Source organism: Thalassotalea coralli (genome assembly GCF_055786205.1).
The window spans coordinates 85,341-112,010 of the sequence record NZ_JBVVBK010000008.1 but is presented as its reverse complement, the minus strand read 5'-3'; the positions used below and the strand labels follow the sequence as shown (position 1 = coordinate 112,010).

Sequence of the window (26,670 nt, the reverse complement as noted above, 5' to 3'; positions counted from 1 at the left end):
AGTTAGGAGTTAATAAATGAAACGACTATTGAGTCTGGTTTTACTTTCTTGGGTTAGTATTTCGTCGATGGCAACCGAATTTAAAGAAGGTGTTCATTATAAAGTCGTTGGTCCTATCAGTGTTGATGGCCCGGTAGTAAAAGAGTACTTTTCTTTTTATTGTGGGCATTGTTATCAGTTCGAATACATGGTTGGTTCAATTAAAAAGCATTTACCTGAAGGGGCAAAGTTTGAGAAAAGCCATGTCGATTTTCTAGGCTTTGCTTCTCCAAAGATGCAACAGATGCTAACACGTGCGCTAATTACCGCTGAGAAAATGGGGATGGCTGAACAACACATTGCATCAATATTTAAGTATATCCACGTGCATAGAGCTGTACCAACATCACAACGTGATATTCGTAATGTATTTGTCTTAAATGGTGCAGATGGTGACGAATTTGACCGACTAATGGACAGCGAGGAAGTAAAAAAAGCTGCGGCTGTAATGAAAGCGAACCAAGAAACACTTTCTCAAAAGAAAGAAATGACCAGTGTTCCAAGTGTCATTGTTAATGGTAAATTTATGGTGAACCACCGTGGTTTAGACAAAAGTAACTTAGAACAAGAATATAACGCACTGATTAAATATTTGTTGACGTTAGATTAAGTAATGAAGCTGCCCATTAGCGTATTAATGGGCAGTTATTGTTCCGATAGCTTTTGCAAAATCCTCTGTTTAGAGATTTTAAATTCGTCTTCTGTTAAAAAACCTTTCTCTTTAAGTTCTACCAAGTGACCTAAAGATTCAATTAATTGCACATCGTCAACTTCATTCGAGGGATGTATTGGATCGGGGTTATCAATTATATGATGTGAGTGAGCATTTATATCTTGCGCTGGTGAAGAAGCCTTATCGTTTATTACTTGTTCTTGCTCTTGTGCCAGCACCTGTGGGCCAGAAGGGTTGTTATTCGTACTCTGAATGAGTGTTGAATCTAATGCTTTTTCGTTTGAATCCGACAAAATAATATCTTCGTTAGATTCTGACGAGACTTCTTTTTTAGATATCGTTGAAGAACGTTGAGGGGATTCTTCAATTTCTTCTATATGCCTTTCTTCTGTATCATCTGGGCACAGGGTTTTGGAAAAGGCCCATAAGGAATCAATAACCGCAGCTTCAATTTGATAAAACTTACGCTTAGTAAGGCGAACATTCCCCTTTCGCATATACAAACACGTCGTTAAAACAATACCGTTTGCGAGGGTTATTTTTACTTTTACTTCTCTTACTTTATCGTCAACCATCTTGTCGCGTTTTTCAGTTTTAAACGCTAATGTCACAAATTGTTGAGCACTATTACTAAATGAAGAGTGATGATTAACACAGGCAATATCTTTACCGTTTAATAGTAAAACTACTTCCCGAACTTCTGTTAACGAAATACTCTTACTCGGCGATTCTTCGTGTCGTTGGAAGAAGTGAAGTTGGTTAGCATCGTCAAATGTAAAGTTTGCAAACGTGCTATGAAGCAGGTTGCGAATATGAAGCTTGCTTGAACGATTGAATAAGCGAATACCGATAAACGCTATAAGTATAATTCCAATAAGCCCTAACAACCATTTTCCATAAGTGCGATCAGATTGATTAACCTGATTTGAGGGGGCGTTATCAGTTGCTACTTCTTGCTGTGAGTTTAACGCTTGCAGCAGAGTATTGTTGTCGAGTGAAAGAATAGAAAACCTGCCATTTATAGTCATCAGAAGATTATTTGTAGCGTAATCATCTGCTTTAGCTGCGATATTGGTCAGAATTTTCGCACTTTGTTCTCCATGGCTACTAATGGAAGAAATTACGGTAGATTGGTCTAACTTTTGTAGGAAAACGTAAGGACGGTTTTGATTACCTAGATGTGGACTTTTTAGATAAAAAAGAGGGCTAATAACATTTTCTAATTGAGCGTATGCTGGTGTGTTTTTGTCTAGGTTTCTAGCGTCTGTACCTATATTGGTTTTGGAAATGAGTAACGTGCTTGAATCTTCACTGACTTTAAGTAGTTGATTAACATTATCTTTCACCCATAGTAATTGTTTAAACAAACCTAAACCCAAAGCGTATATTTCATCCGGTATTTCACTACTAAATTGGAAAGGGTTTGACGCTGGAATAGAGTATGCTTTTAGTCCAAAAGGTTGCGGGTTTATTCTTATTATAGCGCCGGTCAGAAACGGATCTTGATGTTTCTTTGTCTGGCTAGAAAGGCCCAAATGAAGATAGCCAAAGCCTTGTTGCCATGGTTTTATGAATGGACTAAAAGCCAGTGCCGATACTGTGATCCCTTCTTGTGGTATTGGTACGTTTAGTACGATACGAGAACTATCAATTGAGAAATTCTCACTTTCTTCACTTAGCGTTAATTGCCATTCTGTGACTACTACTTCAACTGGGTAGGTCGTTGAATTTTTATCACGTAAAAGTGAAGTATTCTGTCGATTAGCTGCTTGCTTGAGTTGAGTATGAGCAGTGTATATTTTGTAGTAGCCAAATGTGTCGAACTCAGAAAAGTTGGGATGAATCGCTAAAGCACTCACCGAGGTTAGCTCAGGATAATATTTCGCTAGGTCAACAATAGGATAATCTGTGCTTTGCTCAAAATTAACATGATATATCATGCCTTTGGCAGATTGAGCGAAAAATTGATTATCGCTTTGTGGCAAAGGTGCAACACTTTGCCAAGAAGAAGCTTGAATAGGTGTTAGGGTTTTCTTTTCGCCAAAAACAGGGCTTTCAGCGGAACTCTTACTTGGCGCAAGTAAGCTTAAACAGCCGAAAATAAATAATATGTTCAGTGCGCGATATAGCCATACTCGACACTGTTTTTTAGCATGTATCATGCCGAATCGAAGTCCTTCTTGAGTCGGGTTTTTAGTCAATTTTTTAGGACGATACCTGTATAACTTGATGAGCATCTATTAGCTGATGCTTATTCTTATTATTGAGGTAGCTCAATTTTCCGTCAATAATCAATTCATCATCTATATATGCCGTTTGCTGTAGATGCTCGGCAGTTTTGCCCCATACATGAACGGTACGTGTAATTGTTTGTTGAACTAAGGTTTCTTTTGTATGAGAAAAGACACTGTGATCTGAAACTAACTCTAGTTCAGCCATTACTTTGTTTTTTTGTGTAGAGACTAACTTTATATCGCTTGATAGTCTTCCACTGATATTTAAGTGATTAATCGAAGGCGCGTAACCTTTGGGATAGGCTTGAATAAACGAAGCCATGACAAACTGACTGTCAGATTTAGGCTGATCGATTAAGGTCCCTTTAATTAATAATAAATCGCCTTTTTCAGCAGACGATAACCCTTGCTCACATACTTCACCAATGGCTTTTATAGGATGAAAATCAGTCCATTCTTTTTGAGTATTGGTTTTTTTATCTAGCCATTTGCTATGCGTTGCAATAGTAATATCTGTTGTTGCCAATACTGGGTTTGCCGAGTACCTGATTTCAGGCTTAGCGACTAAGTTCCCTAACAAAGTAATCTGACAAAGATGTTTGGCTTTTGGCGACGCTTGCATACTATTTATTGAAGTACAAAATATACACTGTAATTAATTCATTGAATTATAGCAATAATACAGCGTTTTGACTGAAAAGTCTTGTTTGTGAACTAGGTGCGAAGAGCACGGCTAAATAACACTAACGAAGGTGCTAAAGCTTGCGTATATGGGAGACAGAAGTGGCCCACCCGACAGGAGTCGAACCTGTTACCTCGTGCTCCGGAGGCACGCGCTCTATCCAAGTGAGCTACGGGTGGAGGTAATCTTAATTATGTCAGCAATTCGAGCTGCTAACAGGGCGGGAATACTAAAGCCTATCATTGTTTATGTCTACCCTTTAAAAAGTACAATCAATCCTAAGAGATAAAAATAAGCGTCTTAGTTGAACAAAATTATTGAAAACGCAGTATTTTCTATATCCTGAATGCCATTCTCGCACTATACTGTATGTCAGTTACATCAACACGGTTGTTTACTTGTAATTGTATGAAAATATTCAGCTACTTAATTTTGATCATAGGCTTTAGTTTAGCGTGTTCTTTTCCATTAGTTGCGCAGCAGTACCAAGTTCAACAATTGTCGGCGAAGCCTTTTGCTAAGACCTTTTCCCGTGTCGGAAAAGTAAGCTTTAAACGCACCCAACATTTATCCTTTAAAAGCCAAGGTTTTTTAAAACATTTATATACAGATGAAGGGCTGTATTTTAAAAAGGGCGATCTACTTGCCAGCCTAGAAGCAACTGACCTTAGAGCGGTAAAAGATTCTCATTATGTGCAGTTGATGCAAGCGAAAAGAGAAGTCAATCGCATCAAAGAGTTAATGCGTCAAAATTTAAGCAGCCAACAAGCGCTAGATTTGGCTGAAACTCAAGTTCAAACTGCACGGCACGCTTATCAAGTTGCATACTACAATCTTGAAAAATCGGAAATAAAGGCGCCATTTGATGGCGTGGTACTGAGTCGATTTGTTGATATGAACGCTTCTCTAATGCCTAGTGTTGATGTATTGGAAGTTGCGGCAATCGATAATAATTTAATGGTAAAAGTTGCTTTAACGACAGATGAAATCTCCTATGTTCGCCTAAATCAAATGGTGCAAGTACAAGTAACTGGAGCTGGAAATTTTAATGGAAGCGTTACTAAGGTGCCTGTCAAAGCAAACGCAGCTGGCAACATGTATATTATTGAAGTGACACTCCAAGGCGTAAAAGTAGGGGACACGCTTGTTAGTGACCAATTTGCAAACGTCACCTTATCGTTCGAAACAGAGCAGCGCGTGCTAAAAGTTCCTAATAGTGCTTTAGTTCAAATGAATAATAGTGGCCAAGCGGGCTTTTATATTGAAAACAGTGAAACGGACGTAGAGAAAGCATTTTTCGATATTACTCATATCGATAGCCAATTTTTATACATTGATGCCTCAAGTATTACCAATGAATTAGCTGTGATCACCAAAGGTTGGCAACAGTTTGAGCTAGGTGAGTTTTAGGCATGTTTTTACCTAAGGCAGCTATCAATAACTCACAGTTCTCTTTGATTATTGTGTTATTGCTTATTCTTGTAGGCTTAGTTTCTTACCATACAATTCCTCGCTCAGAAGATCCGCAGTTTGATATTCCTATCACATTAATTGAAGTTATTTACCCTGGTGCATCACCTCATGATGTTGAAACCTTGGTGGTACAGCCACTGGAAGAGGCATTTAATACTATTGAAGGTATTAAAACCGTTGAATCACAAGTAAAGAATGATGGTGCACGGGTTACGGTAACTTTCTTTTATGGTACTCATGTTGACCTTGCCTTTAATGAAATAAAGCTAGCGGTTGCATCTGTTCGCTCGCAATTACCTGTAGGTGTTCAAGAATTACTCGTTTTAAAAGCAACACCGACAAGTGTCGCTGTGGTGCAAGCTGCGCTTTGGAGCGAGCCAACTGATTACAAGCAAATGGAATATTATGCCAAACAGCTAGAGAAAAGGTTGGAAGGGATCTCAAGTGTAAAAAAAGCGGATATTTGGGGCTACCCTCAGCAAATTGTTAGCGTTGATCTTAATATTGAGCGCATGCATCACTTAGGCTTAGATACAAACCAAGTTGTGCAAATTATGCAGGGGCGAGCGCAAAATATTACGCCAGGGTTTGTGGACGCCAATAGTCGACGCTTCAACGTAAAAGCTAGCGGGAATTATCAACAACTGTCCCAGTTAAAAGAAACTGTCGTTTTATCAACACCTGATCTTGTTGTCCGCCTTGAAGATATCGCAAATATAACATTTGGCAGTAATAAGCCCACCTATTTAGCTTATTTTAATGATAAGCCAGTTATCTTTATTACCGCCGAACAGAGAGCGAAAACCAATATCTTTGAATTAACGAAACAGTTAAACAAAGAATTAGACGCTTTTGAAGCGTTACTGCCTGAAGAGGTAAAACTCAATGTATTCTTTAGACAGGCAGAAAGTGTTGAAACGCGGGTTAATGGCTTTTTCGATAACCTGTGGTCCGGTTTATTGCTGGTTGGCATTATGTCCCTATTTTTCCTTGGCTTAAGAGAGTCTCTTGTCGTTGTTTCTGTGATTCCTTTCTCCTTTTTAATCGCTATAGGCTGGTTAGACTTTTCGGGGTTTGGTCTGCAACAGATGTCGATCGTTGGATTGATTATCGCGTTAGGTTTGTTAGTCGACAACGCTATTGTGGTCACTGAAAGTATCCATCGTGAAATACCCAAGTTTGCAACACTTAAAGAAGCTGCTCAGTCAGGAGCTAGTCGCGTAGGATGGGCGATTACCAGTGGCACAGTGACTACCATGTTTGCCTTTTTGCCTATGCTGATGTTAGCGAGCGATACGGGTGATTTTGTTCGCTCAATGCCTGTTACTGTGGTGTTGGTATTGGCAGCATCCTTGCTATTGGCACTAACTTTCACACCACTGCTTGCCAGTAAGATATTTACGCAGAAAAAATCACGCTTTATTACTTTTCAGGTCTTATGTAACCGTTTTGCTGAAAAATTTTACGCTCAAGCGTTAAATAAGCTGATGGCATGGAAGTATATCGTGATCGCTGTTTTCGTGGTGACGCTTGTTTTCATGATGGGGGTGTTTGGCAAGGTAGGCTTGAGTTTATTTCCGAAAGCTGAAAAGCCTATGATACTGGTAGATGTTGTGACGCCATCGAATTCATCGCTAAGTTATACACAAAAAGTGATGCAGGAAGTAAGCGATGTTTTAAAGGCACAGCCGGAAGTGGCTCATGTCGCGCAAAACATTGGTAATTCGAACCCGAGAATTTATTACAACGAGATACCAGAACGCGGTGTCGCCAATTATGGCCAGCAGCTCGTGTTACTTCATCGTTTCGATGCGCAAGAATCAAAAGCTTTAGTGGAAAAACTTCGCCGTCAATTTAATGGTTGGCACCAAGCAAAAATTAAAGTGAAGGAATTTACGCAGGGCCCTGTAACTGATCAGCCAATTACCATTCGTTTAATTAGTGACTCTTTGGAAGACTTGGCCCATGTTAGCCAAGACTTGGCTCGTTTTATGGCGAAGCAAGCAGGCATTATTAATATCGAAAATCCAATAGGTCAGGCTAATACTGAGCTTAAAATCGATATTGATTATGACAAAGCCGCTATGCTAGGTATCAGTGTTCAGCAGCTAGATCTGACCTTACAAACGCTAGTCTCAGGTAGCGCTGTTGGCTTGTTTAGTGACAGTAATGGCGAAAGTTACCCAGTAGTTGTTAGAGGCAAAAACCTTGACATGTCGTTGTTTGAAAGAGCTTTTATTAGTACCTCTTCTGGTGATGAAGTACCCATGTCACAAGTAGTTAGCTTGTCTTTAGTTCAAGGAAAAACAGAGTTTTTTCATTATCAAAAACAGCGCATGTCGAAAGTATCTGCTGATGTAGCACAAGGATATTCTATTGCCGAATTAACCGAACAAGTCGTCCAGTTTATTGATAACTATGATTTACCAACGGGTATGTATTATTCGTTAGGCGGTGAAGAAGAGTCACGAAAAGAGTCTTTTTCTGGGCTGTCTCAAATTATGATCATTACTGCGGTTGGCATATTTGCCGTGTTGGTATTGCAATTTAAATCGTTTTTACAGCCTTTGATAATATTCTCTTCGATTCCTTTTGCTATCGCAGGATCTGGACTTGGGCTGTATTTAGGCAATTTGTCTTTTTCAATGATGGCATTTATTGGCTTAATTAGTTTATTTGGTATCGTTGTTAATAACGCCATTATTTTAATTGATACGGCAAATAAAAACTTAGCGGAGCAAAGTGACAAACGCCGAGCTATTGTTGATGCCAGTATTACGCGATTTACGCCAATTTTATTGACAACATTAACCACTATTTTTGGCCTGCTACCGTTAACAATGTTTGGTGGCGGCTTATGGCAGCCGTTAGGTGTGGTAATAATATCAGGGCTTTGTGTGTCGGCAGTAGCAAGCTTTTTACTCGTGCCTGTTTTGACAGAGCTATTTACTCGAAAAAAATAACAAAAAAGTAATCTCGTATGGATTTTGTAGGATTTGTTGGTTTTACCATAAGCTTTGTCGCTTATTTTTGCTTTATCTTAATGCTATTTGCGGCAAGAAATCAGCTACTATTAGCTCGCTGGACAATAGTGTCAGTTACTGCTTCAGCATTGGCCTATGGTGTTGCAGCGCTGCAAATAAAGTTTGGTTTTAGTTTACAATGGGTCATGCTAGCAGATGCAGTAAAGATTGCTGCGTGGGCGATCTTGGTGTTGTTATGTAATACTGAGCTCACCTCTATGCGGCAACTGCTAAGTAATTACCATATTAGACAATACATAATGATATGGTCAGTATTGATGAGCGTTTGTTGGCTTGCCAGTATTTATCTCGACTATAGTTATGACTATTTGTTCTTCTTATTTATCGCGTTAAACCTCTGGGTTCTCGTCCTTATTGAACAGCTTTATCGAAGTGCAGATGATCAAATACGATGGGCCATTTGGCCACTCATTATTGCGCTTTCTGGTATGGCTATATTCGATTTCGTTATGTACGCTCAGGCGAGTATGACTAAAGGGATTGATTTCGATTTTTGGCATAGTCGAGGCTACATTGCCTTTGCGGTATTACCATTGCTGCTTGTTAGCACTCGACGTATTAAAAATGGTTCAGTGCGCATTTTTGTTTCTCGACAAGTTGTTTTCTATAGCTCCATTTTGATGATGGCAGGCGTTTACCTACTGGTAATGGCTTTTGCTGGTTACGTCATTAATTATGTCGGGGGAGAATGGGGCAGCGTGATGAGCGTTGGCTTCTTGATGTTAAGTGGCGTAGTACTTGTTGCCTTATTGATTACTGAGTCGTTACGCAGAAAATTAAAAGTATTTATTGCGAAGAACTTTTTCGCTAATCGCTATGAGTATCGCGAAGAGTGGCTTGATTTAATTGAAAAAATCGAAACTACTAGCGCGGAAAGTTACTATCAAATGGCGACGCATATCATGATGTCTAAACTTAACGCTAAAAGTGGTGCCATCTTCAAGCAAAAAACGTCACTGCAATTTGAAAATAAGTATGCACAAGGCTTATCTTTGACACCGGCATTCGATATGCAGCTTATGTTGTTGAGCAAATACTGCCAACAAAAAGGCTGGATAGTTGATGTTGATGAAGTCGCTTTGGACAATAAAATGTATCAGGATCTCGATATTGATACTGATTTATGCCAGAGCTTTGGTGTGCGTATCATCATTCCAATTTTTATCGGAAAAGCATTTTATGGTCTGTTTTTATTAGGCCAAATTAATGATTTAAAACAGCTTAATTGGGAAGATCGCGATTTATTGTTTGCTGTATCTAAGCAGTTAGGTAACTTTATTTCACTCAATGAAGCTAATGATGAACTTGCTGAATCAAAACAGTTTGATGCGTTTAATCGCATGTCAGCGTTTTTAGTACATGATCTAAAGAATATTCAGGCGCAACTGGCGCTTATTACCACGAATGCCGAGAAGCATCGTAATAATCCTGAATTTGTCGATGATGTTTTTGAAACCGTTGAATCAGCAACAGAAAGACTTGATAAGGTGCTTTCTCAACTTCGTAACAAACGTGTCGAGCAATCGCAATCTACAGCAATTGATTTATCGAGTTTACTAGAGCAAGTCGTTCAGCAACGAAACATTGAACTTCCTCACGTAATGTTTGAGTGTAATCAGCCTGCGACGTTAGACATTGATAAAGAAAAGCTGTTTTCTGTATTGAATCATCTTATTCAAAATGCTCAGGAAGCTACAAATGATAATGGCAGTGTTAAGGTCTTGTTAACTACCAAGGGAGATAGGATAATAATAGTTATTGAAGACTCTGGTTGCGGCATGAGTGAAGATTTTATTAAACATCGCTTATTTAAACCTTTTGACACAACTAAAGGAAACGCTGGTATGGGCATTGGCGTTTATGAAGCAAAACAGTTTATAGAAAGCATTGGTGGCATAATACAAGTAAGCAGTGAAGAGGGGCAAGGCTCAACGTTCACACTTACGTTAACCGCTAGACCTGAATTAATACAATAATAAAAATTAGCAGCAAGGACTCGAACGGATGGAAAAACTACTTATTGTTGATGACGACAAAGGGATTCAGAAGCAATTGAAATGGAGCTTATCTGATTACGACGCGGTGTTAGCTGCTGATCGAGAATCTGCTATTGCTGCTGTTAGGCGTTATGAACCTAAAGTGATGACCTTAGATTTAGGTTTACCGCCTGATGCAGCGAATGCGTCAGAAGGATTAGCCGCCTTAGAAGAAATTTTGCGTATAGCGCCACATACCAAAGTGATCGTGATTACTGGTAATGACGATAGAGAAAATGCATTAAAAGCAATCTCGTTAGGGGCCTACGACTTTTATCAAAAGCCAATTGAACCTGAAGTTATTAATGTTATTGTTGCCCGAGCATTCAGTGTTGCATCGATCGAGGAAGAAAATCGATTAATGCGTGCTGTTGGTGGCAATGATATTGGTATCATTGGCAATAGTAGCTCTATCGACCGTATGCGTACCATGATAAAGCGCATTGCTCCAACTCAAATTACTGCCTTGCTGTTAGGTGAAAGCGGCACGGGTAAAGAAGTTACCGCTAATGCTATTCACTTAGCCAGTGACCGCAGTAAAAAGCCATTTATCGCAATTAATTGTGCTTCAATTCCTGAGACTTTACTTGAAAGTGAGTTGTTTGGCTTTGAAAAAGGGGCTTTTACCGGCGCAGTTCGCACCACTAAGGGTAAAATAGAGTGCGCTGAGGGTGGAACATTATTTCTCGATGAAATCGGTGATATGCCATTTAACCTGCAAGCTAAGCTACTACGTTTTCTTCAGGAAAAGAAAATAGAGCGTTTAGGTGGTAGGCAAGAAATAGACGTTGATGTACGTGTAGTTTGTGCAACCAACCAAAATTTAGAGGAAATGGTGGCAGCAAAAGAGTTTCGTGAAGATCTGTTTTATCGGGTTAGCGAAATTACTTTAAATATTCCGCCGTTAAGAGATCGTGAAGAAGACCCTATTATTCTGGCGCAATTTTTCTTACAGCGCTATGCGCAAGAATATAAGTCCAACGTAAAAAGCTTCTCTGAAGATGCACTGAGTGCGATTAAACAGCATCGTTGGCCTGGTAATATTCGCGAACTTCAGAATAAGGTAAAAAGCTCAGTTATTATGGCGACAGGAAGCCAAGTAACTGCTATGGATCTTGGCTTTTTTGATAGTGAAGGTGAGGCGTTGGAGCTTAATTTAAACCTTCGACAAGTGCGAGAGCATGCCGAGTCGTTAGCGATTCAAAAAGCGTATGCACTAACGGCCGGAAATATGTCTAAGTGTGCAGAACTTTTAGGTGTCACTAGGCCAACCTTGTACTCTCTCATTGAGAAATATTCGCTAAATATTGGTACTGATGCTTAGGGATATAGCGGTACTTCACTTAGAAAAAAAGGCGCTTCTTAAAGCGCCTTTTTTAGTCAAACATTTAGCCGGATGATTGATTTTTTTACTTATTCTTGTGCTCAGTTTGAGCCGCGGCATATTGTTTACTTTTTTGTTTAAGTAACTTATCAACGTATCTCGCCATTTTTATTTTCTGCTTAATTGAAGACTCTAAAATCTCTTCAACATCGCGAAGCACTTCTTTTATATGTTCAACGTTTTCTGTGGAGTTAACTACTACTTGTGCAGGTGCAGAACTAGGTTCATTATTAGCAAGGTTTTTACCATTTAAAGAGCCGGTTAATTCTATTTCCATTTCTTCTGCTACCGAAGAAATAGCCGCAGAATCTATGGTATTGAGTTCTTCTAAAAAGCCAAACAACAATAATCTATCAACGAAAATGTTTATTTTACGTGGTACGCCTAGTGTTTTTTCGTGAATCAGCTCAAATGCGTTTTCAGAAAACACATCCTCTCGTTCACAACCTGCTTGATGTATTCGATGGTTTATATAATCTTTTACTTCTTCAACTGACAGCGGCTTTAAGTGAGCTGAGGCTATGATCCTTTGTCTAAACTGCTCCATATTTGGCGCTTGAATGATAGGCTTTAGCTCTTCTTGGCCCAATAAAAAACTCTGTATAAGCGGCTTGTTATCTAATTGAAAGTTCGACAACATTCTCAGCTCTTCAACAGTTTCAGCGGGTAAGTTTTGTGCTTCATCAACGATGAGCAGTGCTCGCTTACCTTGCTGGTGCAAAGAGATCAAAAATTTCTCAATTGCCTGGAGCAAATCCGCTTTACTTTCACCGTTAGCTTCAATATTGAACTCAGAAACGACTAACGCAAGCAACTCTTGAGGATCTAGTTTAGTGGTAACAAGTTGTGCTGCAACAATAGCGTCATCGCCTAACTGGCTTAGCAAGTTACGAGCAATGGTTGTTTTTCCTGTTCCGATAGGGCCTGTAATAACGATAAAACCTTCGCCTTGATCAAGACCATATTGTAAGTAGGAAAGTGCACGTTGGTGATGATTAGACGCAAAGAAAAATCTTGGATCTGGGCTTAGCTGAAAAGGTTTTTCAGAAAAGCCATAATGACTCTCGTACATCCTTTAAAAATCCTTGGTAATTTTGAATACGACACGCTCTTCTTTATAATTAAAATCTTCTTGATCTGAGCTGCGATTGAGGTGCTGAACTTGAATATCAATGCTAAGTTGATTGTTGAGTTTACGAGCATAGCCTAATGAAACTTTTCGGTAAATATCGTGACGTTCATCATCTGTTTCTTTACGGTATAAGTTTTCATTGAAACTTGCATCAAGTGTTAAATCAGAGCGAGGTGACAAAGTTCTGGTGGCGTTAAATGCAATACGCACACTTTCATCTATAACACGAGTTTCTAAATTTTCTCGTTCATTACCCGCTATTTGAAGAGTAAATCTAGTACGTGGCAGGGTGAGTTCGGACTGCCAGTTAACATTTTTATTTAATGACAGTACGTCATCTTCAATTAACTCTAAGCTGGTTAGTCGTATCAATTGGTAGTCGTCTAAGTTGATATTTTGGTTATCTTGTAAGTAGCAATTAGTTAAATCTAACTCTTCACTATTCGGACACCAAAATGCGCCTTCCTCAATGACATTATAGTTTTGACGGGTAAAGCTTTGTACTTCTTCTTGATAAGAAATAGTATTCGTTAAACGACGGTTTCTGTGGGTAAACTCTAAACCATAGCTATCACCATAAAAACGCTGTGAATAATTGGCTTGCAATTGAGTTCGTATGGTTGGTTGCCAATTGATCGCGGCATCGACATATTCTTCTAGTGGTTTACCTTCTAAATCGACGTCATTGCCAATGGGCTTGTTATAGGATAAATCTATGGCCAGACGTTTTGACATAAACCAGCGTATGCCCGCCCCATAGGAATTCATGGCTAAACTATTGCCGCCACTACTTAGAGAGCCTTTGTTATCTTCATCATAGTAACGAACAAATGGGTTAATGTTCCAAGCAGTGATAAAGCCTAATTTAAAATCGCCTCGGTAAAATAAACTGTCTTGGTCGTCATTTTCCCTTTCTTGGTACTCACCAAAACCATCCCAGAATATGTGACGCGCCGAAGTTCCATTGCTTAACGTAACGTTAGCGGTATATCCTTTTTGGTTACCAATATCATCCTCAGAGTCTTGTTCATTGAATAGTAAACTACTGTTGATGACAAAATCGCTGTTTTCGGTGTTATAGCCAATGCCAGCATTATAATTAGCTACTTGGACAGTGTCGGCAGAAACAATATCTGCTAAGGCATTTCTAGCGCTATTTCGCGTTTGGTTTTTAATACTTGCGCTTCCTAATAGCGATAGGCCACGCTCGCCTAGCCTTAGGGCAAAATCTGAATCCAGTTCGTGATAATCATCATCTAAATCGTGATCATGAGAGTAAAACGCATAGACGCTTCTCGACTTTAGATTAAAGTCTAATTGTTTAGATGAATATTGCGTGTCAAACGTCAACCCTGTTTGAGAAACAAGGCTTTCAATTTCGTTGACTCGATTAAGTTCAACATTGGACGTGTAAGTTTCATCGAGAATGAATGCTGGGGTAAAAGTCCACTCTCCGGCAGTGGAAGCACCAGAGAGTAGAGCAATACTTATAGCAAGCGTTAGCTTAGTCTTTTTCGCCGTATCCATAGCCATAATAGCCATACACGTCCTTATGAGATCTTATCGCTTTATTCACTACTATACCCACCGCGATATCTTCATGGAGGGCTTCAGTCGCTTCTTTTATGTTTGCGATGGAGGTTTTAGATTCTTCAACAACGACTAGTGCTTGTCCCATCAAGCTCGACAATACTAAAGTTTCTGTAACGCCTATTAACGGTGGACAATCAAAAATTACCACACGATCTGGGTAGCGATTAGCAAGTTCAGTCGCTAAGGCAGCCATTTTTTCACTAGCCAATAGCTCATTTGATAGATGATGTGGACGACCTGCTGGAATAATTTTTAGCTTGTCGATATTAGTATTAAAAATGACATCACTAACTTGGCATTCATCGTTTAATAGATATTCGATTAAGCCGTCGGTCTCTTCAACGCCAAGCTCTCTATTTAGGCTAGGTCTAAGAACATCGGCATCTACTAGCAAAACAGTTTTATCTTGTTCTAAGGCGATACTTAGTGCCAAATTCAATGACACAAAAGTTTTGCCTTCATTCGGTCGAGCACTACTGATCATAATGAGGTTAGGGTGATGCAACATTTTCGCTGCATTACCAAAGGCATTATTTAGTAACTTTCGTTTGATTTGACGAAACTCATCTTTAATATTTTTTCGAGTACCCGTATCTATCAAATAGCCTTTTTCATTTAACTCATTGGTGTCAATATGTAAAACCTTGTTTTGTGATACTGTACCTTGAGCAGCGGTACTTTGAGTACTTACATTTGGCTTACTCGATTGCTGTGACGAACTAGGCGTAGAAGCTGACTCATTTGTTGATTGAGCTTCATCGTTTGTTGGCTGAGTTTCATCGACCTTGCCAGCTTTTGCTTCTTTCTTTTTGGCAAGTGCCTTTTCAATAGTACTCATTACAGTACTCCTTTCAATGGTGCACTAATTTGTTCCGGGAACAAGGCATAGGCGACAAAAAACATGAAAACGAACAACAACATAGTGTTTGATGCGATAAATATTAACGTTTTCTTCTTGTGCCATGTTTGCAAGCCAAGTTTTTCAGTGGCAGAAACAACACCAAATACTGGAATACCAGTAGCACGGGTCACTTGATTTCTAGACGTAACTACTGGGTTGATTTGGCTAAACAATAGAGATAAGCCGACACCAACACCGACACCAATAATAGTCACACCAATAAGAAACAATAACCTAGGAGGCCCAACAGGTTCAGTTGGTACTCTTGCCGGATTAATAACTTCAAAGCTAATTTTCTCAGTTGTTTCTTCTGCTTCTTTTGCTAACTTAGCACGTTCTTTACGTTTAAGTAGTTCGTCGTGTTGTTCTTTATTGATGTCATAACCACGCGTTAATGAAACGAGCTCAGCTTCTATTTCTGGCAAGGTGTGAATCTTATTCTCTAAATCTTGCAGAGTATCCTTATAGCTTTTTACGCGTACTTTTAATGACGCTACTTCATTTTCGAAAGTATTAACCTGAATTTTTAGCTCTTGATAAACAGGGTTCTGATCAACGCTTCCAAATGACGGAGATGCCGATGCAGAAGAACTTTGTAGAGATTGATAGTATTTCTCCAGCTCTTTATCTCTAAGCTTGTTAAGTTGCTCTAAGCGCCCTTTTAACTCTTTAACATCAGGGTGTTCTTCTGTGTAACGAACCATTAACCCGTCTAGGTTTTCTTCTAATTGAGCAATACGAGTATCATAAGTTGTTGAAACACTATTTTCCGTTTGTACTTTACTGGAAGAAAATAAGCCAAATACTGGATTTTCGCCTACCAATTGCGCTTTTGCCGAAGCTAGTCGGGTTTCTGCTTCGCTTAATTCAAGCTCGGCTTTTTTTAACAGGCCTTTTGTGTCATTAAGGGCTGCATAGTAACCACCTTCGTTATTCATTAATACATTGCTATATTTCTGTTTAAACGCGGTAAGTTTTGCTTCTGATGCTAATAAGCGATTTTCATATTCCTTTATTTGCTCATCAAGAAATCGAGTGGCGCCTTCAGTGTCACTGCGAGATTCACCTAAAGCATTTTCGATGAAAATAGTGAGTGTAGACTTCACAATTTCTTTAGCCATTTCAGGGTCTTTATCTTGAATAGAAATGGTGTAGAAATTTTTACGGCCGGCACGAGTAATTTTTAAGTCATCATTAAGTCGCTCAACGATATCTTCAAATTCTTTCTCATTTTTGGCTTGAATGTCCAAATCGGTCATTCGAATGATACGCATTAGGTTTTCTCTACCTTTGAGCGTTTGTAGTTTGTTTGCTACTTGATAATCGGCGTCACTTTCAACTGAAATCCCTTTCAAAAGAGGCTTCAATAAAGATTGTGTATCTACGTGCACCATCGCTTCCGATTCGTACACATCATCCATTTGGCTTACCATTACCCAACCTAAAGGGCAAATTAACCAAGTAGAAATGATAATATAGCGACGCTTAAGCCAAATTCCTTTTAAGTAATCAATGGCTTGTTCTAAAAGTTCTTGCATTCCTGACCTCTAACAACAACTGAAAATGTTAAAACTGAACTGATCCATTAGAACCAAGTTTCAGGAATGACGATAATATCGCCAGGCAGTAAATCAACATTGGCTGAAATTTCACCGTTTTTCAGTAAGTCTTCGATGTAAATATCGTATTGTGTCTGCTCACCGTTAACAATTCTTACCAATACGGCATCATTGCCATCGGCAAATTCTGTTAAACCACCCACTCGGATCATGACATCAAGTAAGGTCATGTTTTGAGTGTAGTTAATAGCTTGCGGTTGAGCTGCTTCTCCAATAACGCGAATTTGCTCACTTATTGGGCCAACAAAATTATTAACAGTGACGGTAACTACAGGGTCACGTAAATAAGTCGATAGAATTTTTTCAATTTCACGCGCCAATTCGGTAGGGGTTCTACCGGAAACCGGAATGTCTTCTACAAGTGAGGTAGTTATCATACCGTCTGGTCTAACCACAAACGTACCTGATACTTCTTCATGACGCCAAACAAAGATGTTAAGTACATCGCCAGCACCAATTAAATACTTGTATGAAGATACATCTGTCGTTTGAGATTTATGTAATGTGGCAGGAGGGAGCGTTGGTGAGCTACATCCGTTTATTACATAAGCTACGCACAAAAGCAGGATTATTCTTATTTTTCCGAAGGTTTTGTTATCCATGGCTCCAACCTAAACAATTTTGAATTTACGCAAATATTTACTACGCTACCAGATTTTTAAAGTATTTTACAGGCAGAAAATTAAATTTAACAACTGTAAATGAAATGTGAAAGTTGTTATATTGCACGACGTTTATTTGCATTTATTGTTCAGATAATTGAGAATTTCAAAATTCAATAATAAATAAGCGCTAACATACGGTTGAAACATGTTAAATAGGGAATGCGTGTAGTCTATGTCGAACACTAATTTTGGTAACCTTTCTGCTGGCAGTAAGTCTTTAGTTATCATAGAGTTGTTAATATTTGCTGGGGCATTTTTGTTTGCCTACACTTTGAATCACTACGTCGGATTTGTTGAAGATGTGGTGTTAGCAAACAACGTATTGTTTAGCTATTCCGTCGTTTTTGCATTGGTTATCCAACTCTCTTCACTTGCTTTAGGTTTATATAATTCGAAGTTACGAGAAAGTTATCGTGGCTTAGTTCGACGTATTTTAATGTCAGTCGCGATTGGTTTTTTTATTGCAACGCTTTTTAATGCACTATTTTCTTCGGGCGGTGTAGCGACGGAACTTCTCGCAGCGGCTGCCATGTTCAGTTTTGTCTTAGTGAGCTTTTTTCGCTACTGCACACTTAAAATCGATTTCTTTGGCCTGAATCGTCGTAAAGTTCTCGTTTTGGGAGCAGGCGAACGTGCGTCTATTATAGAAAAACGTATGCGCCGAGATGTAGATCGTCAAGGCTTCTTAATGCACGGTTTTGTCGTGATGAATGGTGATGCAGATAACGGCATTATTAATGAAAATAGAATTCAATTAGACGGCGCTCTTGTTACTTATGCCATCGAAAATGAAATAGATGAAATAGTTGTTGCTAGCGATGAACGTCGAGACAATTTGCCCGTAGATGAACTATTTGCCTGTAAAATTCGCGGTATTGAAGTAACAGAAATACTCGACTTTATCGAGCGCGAAACAGGTCAAATAGCCGTAAACTTAATTTACCCTAGTTGGGTGATATACTCGAATGGCTTTGCCAGCAGTAATCACTTACGAAATACCTTAGACTGGCTTTTTAACGCAAGTATCGCCTTTAGTTTATTTGTTGTTGTTTGGCCTGTGATGCTAATAACGGCAATATTAATCAAACTCGATGAAGGGCTTAAAGCACCGGTATTGTATTTTCAAGAGCGCGTTGGCTTAGATGGCAATGCTTTTCGCATTTATAAATTTCGTAGTATGCGAATTGACGCTGAAAAAGATGGCGCTCAGATGGCGAAAAAAGATGATGATCGCACGACTAAAATTGGCAAGTTCATCCGTAAATATCGCGTTGATGAGTTACCACAAATTTATAATGTAATGCGCGGTGACATGGGCTTTGTAGGTCCTAGACCTGAGCGCCCAGAGTTTGTTCAACAGCTAATTAAAACTATTCCTTACTATAACGAGCGCCATAACGTGAAGCCTGGGTTAACAGGTTGGGCGCAGTTAAAGTATCCGTACGGTTCTACAGAAGAAGATTCATTAGAAAAGCTTAAGTACGATTTGTACTACATTAAACATCGTTCATTTATGCTAGATCTTCTAATTTTAATTCGAACGGTTGAAATCGTGTTGTTTGGAAAAGGTCGTTAATTAGTTATGTCGAGTTCGTTAGTCCATGCAATGACGGTAGATGTGGAAGATTATTTCCATGTATCAGCATTTGAAAATATTATCACTAAAAGTAATTGGCGTGACTATGAACTTCGCGTCGAAAGAAATACTTATCGCTTGCTTGAACTTTTCGACAAGTACAACGCTAAATCAACTTTTTTTACGCTAGGTTGGGTTGCTGAACAGTGTCCGCAACTTATTCGAGACATTGTTGCTCAAGGTCATGAGCTTGCCAGTCATGGTTATGAACATAAGCGAGCATTAGAAATGACTAAAAGCGAGTTTTTTTCTGACGTAGAACGTTCTAAAAAAGCACTTGAAGATATTTCTGGAGTGGCACTGAAAGGCTATAGAGCACCAAGTTTTTCAGTAAAAGATGAAAACACCTGGGTTTATGATGTGTTAATTGAGCTAGGTTTTGAATATAGCTCAAGTACTTATCCGATAGAGCATGACCTATACGGTGTACCTAATTGGCCACGGTTTAAATACCAACGCCCGGAAGGTATCACTGAGATCCCAATTCCTACTATCCGAAAAAACGGTACAAATACTGGCATAGGTGGTGGTGGTTATTTTCGCTTATACCCTTATTGGATGTCGAAAAAGCGCATTGAAAAATTTATCGCAGCGGAAGGGAAACCCTACAGTTTTTATTTCCATCCGTGGGAAATAGATGCAGAGCAACCTCGTGTTGCAGGAGCATCGTTTAAATCTAAGATTCGCCATTATATTAATTTGTCTCGTATGGAGGCCAAAATCGAAAACCTACTGAAGGATTATCGATGGGATACGATGGAAAACGTGTATTTAAAGTAAGTGTCTAAAGTTAACGAGGATTGATAACTTGACCATAACAATAACAAATTTAACTGAAGTAAAAAGCTCCTCTTGGGACACCTACGTTAAACAGCATGCTGAAGGAACGTTTTTTCATTTGTCGGGATGGCAAAAGGTTGTTTCAAGTACTTTTGGGCATGATTGCTATTATTTGTTAGCCGAAGAGGCAGAAAAGGTCGTAGGCGTATTACCATTAGTGGAGGTGAAAAGTGCTTTGTTTGGTCATGCACTAGTATCAACTCCCTTTTGTGTATACGGTGGCGCAATAGCCGATAGCGATGAAGTTAAACGTCAACTAGAGCAGCACGCAGTGTCGATTGCCGAACGCCTTGAAGTTGATTATCTAGAGCTGAGATACAAACACGCGCAAGATAACGGCATGCTAGTAAAACAAGCGCATAGCACCTTTGGTTGCGAGCTGGCTGAAGACGAAGACGCAATTCTCGCTAAAGTGAAGAAAAAACAACGCGCGGTTATTCGTCACGCGTTAAAAAACGAACTGACGTGTCAAACAACTCAATCTTTAGATGAATTCTATCAGCTACTTTCTGAAAGCTATCGCAATTTAGGTACGCCTATTTTTACCAAGAAGTACTTTGCTGCTTTGCAGGCGGAATTTGGTCAAGACGTTGATGTAGTGGTAGTAAATGACCCTAGTGGTAAGCCTTCTAACGCGGTAATGAATTTTTATTTTAACGACCAAGTACTCCCATACTATGGCGGCGGTAATAGTGATGCACGCTATTTAAAGAGTGCAGATTTAATGTATTACCATGTTATGTGCCAAGCCAAGAAGAATGGATACCAATGGTATGACTTTGGCCGCAGTAAAAATGACAGCGGTCCTTATAAATACAAAAAGAATTGGGGAATGACACCTGAACCTTTGCATTATTATTATCATTTAGTAAAGGCAGAAGATTTACCTAATTTAAGTCCAAATAATCCGAAATATAAGCTGTTTATTGCGATGTGGCAGAAACTGCCACTAAAAGTCAGTCAAATTATCGGCCCATTCTTATCAAAGTATTTAGGGTAAGCATATGAACAAGGAGCCGTTACTTTATTTATGTCATCGTATTCCTTATCCACCAAACAAAGGCGATAAAATACGATCATTTAATATTCTTAAAAAGTTAAGTGAGCATTTTGATGTTCACTTAGCCTGTTTTGTTGACGACCCTTTTGATCGTCAGTATGTACCTGCGCTTGATAAATACTGTAAAAGTGTTTTGGCCCTCAACCAAAATAAATTGGTATGTAAAATTAAAGGTTTAACTTCTTTTCTTACTAATGAAGCGATATCAATTCCATACTACAGCAATAAGCGAATGACACAGTGGGTTAAACGTACCGTGTTAACGCATGAGATTAAAAATATCTTTGTTTATTCATCCTCTATGGCGCAGTATTGCAGCGATTCAATGTTCGATGAGTGTATTCGAGTTATTGATTTTGTGGATGTTGATTCCGATAAGTGGCGCCAATACGCCGAGAAGAAAACAGGAGTCGCTAAGTTCGTATTTGATCGAGAGTATAAGCAACTCGCGAAATACGAAGCAAAAATTGCGAAGCAGTTTGACCATAGCTTATTTGTTTCTCCTGATGAAGCGGGGTTATTTAAAGAGCTACAACCAGAAAATACCCATAGCAAAATTCACGGTATGTTAAACGGTGTTGATGTCGAGTTCTTTAATCCAAGCGCCGAAATGGCACAAGAATCATTACCTGACGGACCATTTATTTCTTTCACTGGTGCCATGGATTATTGGGCCAATATTGAATCTGTGCATTGGTTTGTTGAAAACGTTTGGTCTCCTTTAAAAGTAAAACATCCTGAGTTGTCTTTTTGTATTGTTGGTGGCAATCCTAGTGCTGACATTCAAGCATTAAGTAAAATTGAAGGTATAGTCGTTACCGGTAGGGTCCATGATATTCGACCTTATATTGCTAAAGCTAGTTGTGTTGTTGCACCTATGCGAATTGCTAGAGGTATTCAGAATAAAGTATTAGAAGCTATGTCTCTGAACAAGGTCGTGGTTTGTACCTCCATGGCGATGGAAGGTATTAATGCTGAAGCAAATGACTTTATTGCTATCGAAGACTCACCTCAAGGATTTCAAGATGCTTGTTCTTCGTTCGTTGTGCATTCCACACAGAACGCGGGTTTGGAGCCAAGTAATCGCCAATGGATAATAGATAACTTTACTTGGCAACAAACGTTAACCCCTCTATTAGGGTATTTTGCTTCTGAGGAGGCTGATCATGACTAGAGTTCAGCAAAGCCTTGGCTTGGGAAGTTTGCTAATCCTGATTTGGTTGTTCACAACATACGATCAAGTCCTGGCTATGGAAGCTATTTGGAGAAGATCTGATACCTTTGCTCATGGTTATTTCATTTTACCCATTAGCTTGTGGCTATGTTGGCGAGACAAACATCTATTTGATGCTAGCTTATTAAAACCAAGCATGTATGCGATTTTCCCGCTTGTCCTTTCAATAATTGGCTTTGTTTTGGCCTATGCTGCAGATATAAACGCGGCATCTCAGTTAATGACGGTGACTGGATTAATATCGATCGTATGGTTAACTCTTGGCGATAAACTGGGTTGGCGATTTAAGTTTCCTTTGATCTTCTTACTGTTCACAGTACCTATAGGTCAAAATATTATTCCTATGCTTCAAGATATAACGGCTTGGTTTACCGTTTTCTTTTTAAAGCTAACTGGAATTCCTGTGTTTCGCGATGGCTGGTATATTCAAACACCAACAGGGCTTTTTGAAGTTGCTGTTGCCTGTTCAGGTATTCGTTATTTAATTGCCTCTGCGGCAGTCGGCGCTCTTTTTGCGTATTTAACTTACACCAGTTTTAAAAAGCAGATTATATTTTTTATATTCGCTTGTATCTTACCGATTATCGCTAATGGGCTTAGAGCATATCTCATCGTGATAATTGCCCATTACTCTGACATGAAATACGCAACTGGTGCCGATCATTTAGTGTATGGTTGGTTTTTCTTTGGATTCGTTATCATGATTATGTTTTGGGTTGGCGGAAAATTCGCAGATCCGCAAAAAGCCATAGAGCGCCCTGTTGGTTTAATTGAGAGCGATAGTTCTAAGTTACCGTTAACATCCGTAACAGTTGCTAGCTTGTTGCTGGTTTGCGCGTTTTTCATGAAAACCAATATTGTCGAAGTACAAGTTCCTGCCACACCTCAAGCGGCTTTATCAGAGGCAGACGATAAATCAATTGTGTGGGATATTAAATTTGGCAATGGGTTACAACGTAGTTTAGTTACAGTTAAACCCGGTGTAGAGGTCATGGTTGCGACATTTGGACAAAAGCAATCTTCTGGTGAGCTGATTTCTTGGGATAATACATTGTTCAACAGAGATCGTTGGACTGTCGTTGAGAAAAAACGCGTTAACGTCGATGCTAAGCCGATGATGGCCTTAACCTTGAGAAATACACAGAGCCAGCAAAAAACGCTTGTCTACTCCTATAAAGTCGGCGATAACTGGCTTACTAACGAACTTCAAGTTAAAGTCTATCAAGCACTAAATGCTATTTTTTATCCAAATAGCCGATCAACAATTGTAGCTGTTTTGTTTGACCAGTCTTTAGACCACACCGTCGAAACCCAACCTATCTTAACTTGGATTGAACAACGACGAGTTTCCAGTTCCAACGGGGAAGGGAATTAATGACAAAGATTCATATCGCTCATGTATTGCATTCTTTTGCTACCGGTGGGCTGGAAAATGGTGTTGTTAATATCATTAATAATTTACCTGAGGGTGAGTACCAGCACTCAATAATTAGTGTTACTAAACATGACCCTGAATTTTTATCGAGAATAAAACGAGATAATGTCGATGTTTATGACTTGAACAAGCCTCCGGGAAGAAGTTTAGGGTGGCTAGTTCAATGTTGGCGATTGTTTCGAAAGCTGCGTCCTGATATCTGTCATACACGTAACCTAGGGGCAATTGAAGCTCAAGTTTCTGCACTTCTTGCTGGTGTTAAATATCGCATTCACGGTGAGCATGGTTGGGATGTGTTTGATGTTGGCGGCACAAATGTTAAATATCAAAAGTTGCGCAAGATATTTAAACCATTCATACACCAATTTATTGCTCTATCGATAGAAGCACAAGATTATCTACTACAGAAAGTGGGTGTAGCTTCTTCAAAGGTAGAGCGCATTTGTAACGGTGTTGACGTGGCGAAATTTACGCCTAAAGCCAAATCCTTGGTATTTGAAAATTTTCCCATTAATGAACAAGATATTGTTTTTGGCACAGTTGGGCGCTTGGCTGAGATTAAAAATCAGACGTTTCTCGTTGATGCATTTATCGAGCTGATAAAACAGTGTCCAGAGTCGAGCGAGCAGCTTAAGTTAGTGATTGTCGGTGATGGTGTTTTAAGACCGCAATTGCAAGAGAGGATTGACGAACATCAGTTGAGTGAGAACATATTTTTGGCCGGACAACGCAGCGATATTGCAGACTGTTTGTCTGTTTTTGATGTGTTTGTGTTGCCTTCTTTGGCAGAAGGTATTTCTAATACACTGCTAGAGTCAATGGCAAGTGGTGTACCAATAATTGCTACCGATGTAGGCGGCAATGGTGACCTTATTCTTGCTGAGCATAAGCAAAGCCATTTGGTTAAGGTTAATGACATTGCTGCTCTGGTAAACTCAATGAAGCAGTATGTAGGTAATAGATCCCTTATAGAGAGTGACAGTGCTTTAGTTCGCCAGCATTGCACTTCAAATTTTAGTATTGAAACTATGGTTGATAAATACCATCGGGTATATCAACAGAGCAAAGTAAAAGGAAAACAATAAGATGTGTGGTATCGCGGGTATATTTCATTTAACAAGTGATCATAGTATTCCTCCTGAAGTGATATCAGCGATGAACGATCGCCAATGGCACCGAGGCCCAGATAAAGGCGATTATCACTATGAGCCAGGTTTAGCGTTAGCGCATCGACGTTTATCTATTATCGATCTGGAAGGCAGCCCTCAACCTATGGTGAGTGCTTGTCAGCGTGCCGTCATTGTCTTTAATGGTGAAATTTATAACTTCAAAGAACTTCATCGTGAGCTCACTGATAAAGGCTATACGTTTAATACCCACGGCGATACAGAAACCATTCTTAATGCTTACCTAGAATGGGGTGAAGACTGTGTTCATCATTTAAGAGGTATGTTTGCCTTTGCCATTTGGGATAGACAAAAACACTCCATGTTCTTAGCGCGCGACAGACTGGGAATAAAGCCGCTTTACTATAGCTTATTTGACGACGGTCATTTTGCTTTTGGATCAGAATTAAAAGTTCTGACGGAGAACGCACTATTTGATAAATCTCTTCGAGAATCAACCATCGAAGATTACTTTACCTTTGGTTATGTGCCTGAACCATACTCAATTTATCGCAATACCTATAAAATGCCGCCAGGGCATAGAATGACCATCAAAAAAGGCATGTCTTCTGTACCGCCATCGGAAGAGTATTGGGATATTCCAACCTCTTTCCCAACCGAAATCAGCGAGCAAGAAGTTCAAGAGCAACTCATTGATAGGTTAAAAGAAGCGGTTGATATTCGCATGGTAGCGGATGTACCTCTAGGCTCTTTTCTGTCTGGTGGTGTCGATTCAAGTGCAGTTGTTGCTTTGATGTCGCAATTACAAAGTGACCCAGTTAATACGTGTTCTATAGGCTTTGATGTAAAAGAATTCAATGAATCTGAGTTCGCCAAGACCGTCGCTGATAGGTACAAAACTAACCATAGACTAGAAATGGTTGATCAGAACGACTTTGATCTTATTGACCAATTAGCCTCACTCTATGATGAACCTTATGCCGACAGTTCTGCTATGCCAACGTATAGAGTTTGTGAGCTGGCGCGAAAGCATGTAACTGTTGCTTTATCGGGTGACGGCGCTGATGAACTTTTTGCTGGCTACCGAAGATATAATTGGCATATGAACGAGGAAAAAATCCGCAGCATTTTACCTCTTGGCCTGAGACGAGCGATATTTAAGCCTTTAGGTGCTTTATACCCGAAAATGGATTGGGCGCCGCGATTCTTGCGAGCAAAAACGACGTTCCAATCAATGGCCTTAGACACAGTTGAAGGTTATCACAATTCAATGTCGATATTGCGTGCCGATGAGAGAGCTAAGTTGTTTTCGTCGACGTTCAAGCAGAACTTGAACGGTTATAGCTCTTTAGAAGTATTTAAACGCTATCAAGATAAAACTAAAAATTTAGATGCATTAAAGACTGCGCAATATTTAGATTTAAAAACCTATTTAGTCGGTGACATTCTTACCAAGGTTGATCGAGCAAGTATGGCCCACTCTTTAGAAGTAAGGGTACCTTTCCTTGACCATAAATTTGTTGAGTGGGGTTTTGGTTTGCCTTCAGCGTTAAATTTAGACAAAGGTGTAGGGAAATTATCGCTTAAGAAATCTCTGGAGCCGCATTTACCGCACGATATTATGTATCGACAAAAAATGGGCTTTGCTGTTCCTTTAGCAGATTGGTTTAAAGGTCCTTTAAAAGAAAGGTTGTATGACGGCTTACTTTCAGAGCAAATGAAAAATTGTGGTTACTTTGACCAGAAGCAGTTGAGAAAGCTAATCGATCAACACGTTAATGGCGTTCGCGATAACAGTGCATCGTTATGGACCTTGATGATGTTTGAGTCTTTCATTCGTCAAAATAAAATAGGTGTTTGATA

Annotated in this window: 19 protein-coding genes and 1 tRNA gene; 12 read left to right on the top strand and 8 right to left on the bottom strand. The window is 39.4% G+C overall.

From position 1 onward, the window contains the following. Positions 1-16 precede the first annotated feature (16 nt). Positions 17-649, top strand: a complete 633-nt coding sequence (locus ACOB80_RS18680) for a thiol:disulfide interchange protein DsbA/DsbL (RefSeq protein ID WP_473167388.1) — start codon at positions 17-19, stop codon at positions 647-649. A gap of 35 nt (positions 650-684) precedes the next feature. Here ACOB80_RS18680 and ACOB80_RS18675 read toward each other — a convergent pair whose 3' ends face one another. From ACOB80_RS18675 to ACOB80_RS18665, 3 genes are all read right to left on the bottom strand, one after another. Further along, positions 685-2,874 (bottom strand): PQQ-dependent sugar dehydrogenase family protein, encoded by a 2,190-nt coding sequence (locus ACOB80_RS18675; protein ID WP_473167387.1) that lies wholly within the window; start codon positions 2,872-2,874, stop codon positions 685-687. A 43-nt stretch (positions 2,875-2,917) separates the two neighbouring features. Beyond that, positions 2,918-3,568, bottom strand: coding sequence for a single-stranded DNA-binding protein (locus tag ACOB80_RS18670; RefSeq protein WP_473167386.1), 651 nt, complete (start codon positions 3,566-3,568; stop codon positions 2,918-2,920). A 162-nt stretch (positions 3,569-3,730) separates the two neighbouring features. Then, positions 3,731-3,807, bottom strand: a tRNA-Arg gene (locus tag ACOB80_RS18665). 229 nt (positions 3,808-4,036) lie between these two features. Here ACOB80_RS18665 and ACOB80_RS18660 point away from each other — a divergent pair. The 4 genes from ACOB80_RS18660 to prsR are packed head-to-tail and all read left to right on the top strand — an operon-like array spanning position 4,037 to position 11,505. Continuing rightward, on the top strand, positions 4,037-5,038 hold the full coding sequence (locus tag ACOB80_RS18660) for an efflux RND transporter periplasmic adaptor subunit (protein WP_473167385.1): 1,002 nt from the start codon (positions 4,037-4,039) through the stop codon (positions 5,036-5,038). A 2-nt stretch (positions 5,039-5,040) separates the two neighbouring features. Next, positions 5,041-8,064, top strand: coding sequence for an efflux RND transporter permease subunit (locus tag ACOB80_RS18655; protein ID WP_473167384.1), 3,024 nt, complete (start codon positions 5,041-5,043; stop codon positions 8,062-8,064). Between the two features lie 17 nt (positions 8,065-8,081). Further along, the gene (gene prsK, locus ACOB80_RS18650) at positions 8,082-10,121 is read left to right on the top strand and encodes an XrtA/PEP-CTERM system histidine kinase PrsK (RefSeq protein ID WP_473167383.1); all 2,040 of its coding nucleotides are present in this window, start codon (positions 8,082-8,084) and stop codon (positions 10,119-10,121) included. A gap of 28 nt (positions 10,122-10,149) precedes the next feature. Beyond that, positions 10,150-11,505 (top strand): PEP-CTERM-box response regulator transcription factor, encoded by a 1,356-nt coding sequence (gene prsR, locus ACOB80_RS18645; protein WP_473167382.1) that lies wholly within the window; start codon positions 10,150-10,152, stop codon positions 11,503-11,505. A gap of 85 nt (positions 11,506-11,590) precedes the next feature. Here prsR and ACOB80_RS18640 read toward each other — a convergent pair whose 3' ends face one another. Genes ACOB80_RS18640 through ACOB80_RS18620 form a run of 5 tightly spaced genes read right to left on the bottom strand, consistent with a single transcriptional unit; the run spans position 11,591 to position 17,412 of the window. Continuing rightward, positions 11,591-12,637, bottom strand: a complete 1,047-nt coding sequence (locus ACOB80_RS18640) for an XrtA/PEP-CTERM system-associated ATPase (RefSeq protein WP_473167381.1) — start codon at positions 12,635-12,637, stop codon at positions 11,591-11,593. Between the two features lie 3 nt (positions 12,638-12,640). Next, the gene (locus ACOB80_RS18635; protein ID WP_473167380.1) at positions 12,641-14,239 is read right to left on the bottom strand and encodes a TIGR03016 family PEP-CTERM system-associated outer membrane protein; all 1,599 of its coding nucleotides are present in this window, start codon (positions 14,237-14,239) and stop codon (positions 12,641-12,643) included. Next, on the bottom strand, positions 14,202-15,128 hold the full coding sequence (locus ACOB80_RS18630; RefSeq protein ID WP_473167379.1) for an XrtA-associated tyrosine autokinase: 927 nt from the start codon (positions 15,126-15,128) through the stop codon (positions 14,202-14,204). Before ACOB80_RS18630 ends, ACOB80_RS18635 begins: the two co-directional genes overlap by 38 nt. Further along, positions 15,128-16,729: an XrtA system polysaccharide chain length determinant gene (locus tag ACOB80_RS18625; protein WP_473167378.1), complete on the bottom strand. Its 1,602-nt coding sequence runs from the start codon at positions 16,727-16,729 to the stop codon at positions 15,128-15,130. Before ACOB80_RS18625 ends, ACOB80_RS18630 begins: the two co-directional genes overlap by 1 nt. A 47-nt stretch (positions 16,730-16,776) precedes the next feature. Continuing rightward, positions 16,777-17,412 (bottom strand): XrtA/PEP-CTERM system exopolysaccharide export protein, encoded by a 636-nt coding sequence (locus ACOB80_RS18620; protein ID WP_473167377.1) that lies wholly within the window; start codon positions 17,410-17,412, stop codon positions 16,777-16,779. 235 nt (positions 17,413-17,647) lie between these two features. Between ACOB80_RS18620 and ACOB80_RS18615 the strand changes: the two genes are divergently transcribed. The 7 genes from ACOB80_RS18615 to ACOB80_RS18585 are packed head-to-tail and all read left to right on the top strand — an operon-like array spanning position 17,648 to position 26,668. Then, positions 17,648-19,051 (top strand): TIGR03013 family XrtA/PEP-CTERM system glycosyltransferase, encoded by a 1,404-nt coding sequence (locus ACOB80_RS18615; RefSeq protein ID WP_473167376.1) that lies wholly within the window; start codon positions 17,648-17,650, stop codon positions 19,049-19,051. A gap of 6 nt (positions 19,052-19,057) precedes the next feature. After that, positions 19,058-19,891: an XrtA system polysaccharide deacetylase gene (locus ACOB80_RS18610; protein ID WP_473167375.1), complete on the top strand. Its 834-nt coding sequence runs from the start codon at positions 19,058-19,060 to the stop codon at positions 19,889-19,891. 28 nt (positions 19,892-19,919) lie between these two features. Further along, positions 19,920-20,951, top strand: a complete 1,032-nt coding sequence (locus ACOB80_RS18605; protein ID WP_473167374.1) for a FemAB family XrtA/PEP-CTERM system-associated protein — start codon at positions 19,920-19,922, stop codon at positions 20,949-20,951. A 4-nt stretch (positions 20,952-20,955) separates the two neighbouring features. After that, positions 20,956-22,185: a TIGR03087 family PEP-CTERM/XrtA system glycosyltransferase gene (locus tag ACOB80_RS18600; protein ID WP_473167373.1), complete on the top strand. Its 1,230-nt coding sequence runs from the start codon at positions 20,956-20,958 to the stop codon at positions 22,183-22,185. After that, the gene (gene xrtA, locus ACOB80_RS18595) at positions 22,178-23,620 is read left to right on the top strand and encodes an exosortase A (RefSeq protein ID WP_473167372.1); all 1,443 of its coding nucleotides are present in this window, start codon (positions 22,178-22,180) and stop codon (positions 23,618-23,620) included. Before ACOB80_RS18600 ends, xrtA begins: the two co-directional genes overlap by 8 nt. Next, complete coding sequence (locus ACOB80_RS18590) at positions 23,620-24,765, top strand: TIGR03088 family PEP-CTERM/XrtA system glycosyltransferase (protein ID WP_473167371.1); 1,146 nt, start codon at positions 23,620-23,622, stop codon at positions 24,763-24,765. Before xrtA ends, ACOB80_RS18590 begins: the two co-directional genes overlap by 1 nt. Position 24,766: 1 nt before the next feature. Beyond that, entirely contained in the window at positions 24,767-26,668 is a 1,902-nt protein-coding gene (locus ACOB80_RS18585; protein ID WP_473167370.1) for an XrtA/PEP-CTERM system amidotransferase, read from the top strand. Positions 26,669-26,670: the final 2 nt, after the last annotated feature.